Raw genomic sequence first — 1,380 nt, 5'->3', positions numbered from 1 at the left:
CTTGCGTGCGCCGGCGACATCTCCGCCCACGCCGCACCTTTAGTGCGCCAGCCCCGTCGACAGCACCCAGTCCAAGGTGTGGCTAGCCAGCAGCCACACCATCACCGCCACCAACAGCGCGACCGCGGCCAAACCCATCCTGATCTTCACCGTGTTCGACCCTTCCTCCTGCTTTGCTACCAAGCCCGCAACCGGGCGCCAAAGCCCTTACCCGTGCCCACGCCCACCCGCGTCTGCCCCGACCGCCGACCGCCCGGGCGCACCCGGCGCCGGCGCCCGCACCCAACGCCGAGTTCAACGTCTGGCCCCGCGGCACCACCACATCCACTTCACCCGCCCACTTGCCCGTCACCTCCCCCAACCCTAAATCCGCCACACCCCACCTCCTGGCACCATTCCCCACCCCAACCCCCTCCCCGGTTCACACCCCACTCGCCCCACCCGGCTCCCTCCAAAGACTTCTGGCACATTGGCACAAGGATGTGCAAGACTGGTTGTGGCCGCGCGCTGCGCGCGGCCACAACCGTTCGTCCCCCTGTTGGGTGCGAGCCGGCGCGGGTCGGAGGTGGTCGAGGATGTTGACGATTTCTCGGCTGTCGCGGTGGAGCATCGCCTACTACGAGAAGACGGCCAACGAGGCCAAACAGGCGGCGATGGACCGGCAGGCCGCTGGCGGCGGGCTCGGTGAGTACTACTCCGAAGGTGATACTCGGGTGCCGACCTGGGTGCTGGCCGGGGATGCGGTCACGGTTGCGGAGCTGACCGGGCTCAGCGGGGCCGCGCTCGCGAGTGGGTTTGCTGACGGGAATGTGGCCACCACGTGGCTTGACGAGGGGATCGCCCCCAACGGGGCCAGTGGCCGGGCGTTTACCAAGGAGTCGGTGCACGGTTTCGATTTGACGTTCGCCGCGCCCAAAAGTGTGTCGTTGGTGCGGGCGCTGACCAGCGAGATCAACGACAAAGTGATCGCTGAAGCGCATTCGCGGGCGGTCAAGGCCGCGATGGATTATCTGCACCAGCACGCCGGATACACCCGGGTCCACAACCCGGTCACCGGCAAGAAAAACCTGCAGCGCCTGCCTGGGTTGGTGGCGATCGCCTACCAGCACGAAACGTCGCGGTGCGGGGACCCGCACATGCACACCCACGTGATCGTGCCTAACCGGCAGCCCCGCGCCGACGGTGTGCTGGTATCAATCGATTCCAAATCGCTGCACCATGAGGCCAAAGCTGCCGGGGTGATCTATCAGGCGGTGCTGCGCCACGAACTGCACGCCGAGCGCGGTTTTGAGTGGCGCGAGGTCGATGAGCGCTCCGGCATGGCCGACATCGCCGGGGTCACCAAGCGTTGGAACCGAAGGTTGATCAACCTTCGTCACA

At 66.5% G+C, this 1,380-nt stretch carries 1 protein-coding gene; it reads left to right on the top strand.

The window, feature by feature from the left end; genetic code table 11:
• Positions 1–575 precede the first annotated feature (575 nt).
• A partial coding sequence (gene mobF / locus HMPREF0591_RS29805) for a MobF family relaxase (RefSeq protein ID WP_040624520.1) occupies positions 576–1,380 on the top strand: 805 nt, incomplete at its 3' end.

The organism is Mycobacterium parascrofulaceum ATCC BAA-614 (genome assembly GCF_000164135.1).
Classification (GTDB): domain Bacteria; phylum Actinomycetota; class Actinomycetes; order Mycobacteriales; family Mycobacteriaceae; genus Mycobacterium; species Mycobacterium parascrofulaceum.
The sequence above is the reverse complement of the archived record's forward strand: the minus strand, read 5'-3'. Positions and strand labels throughout refer to the sequence as shown.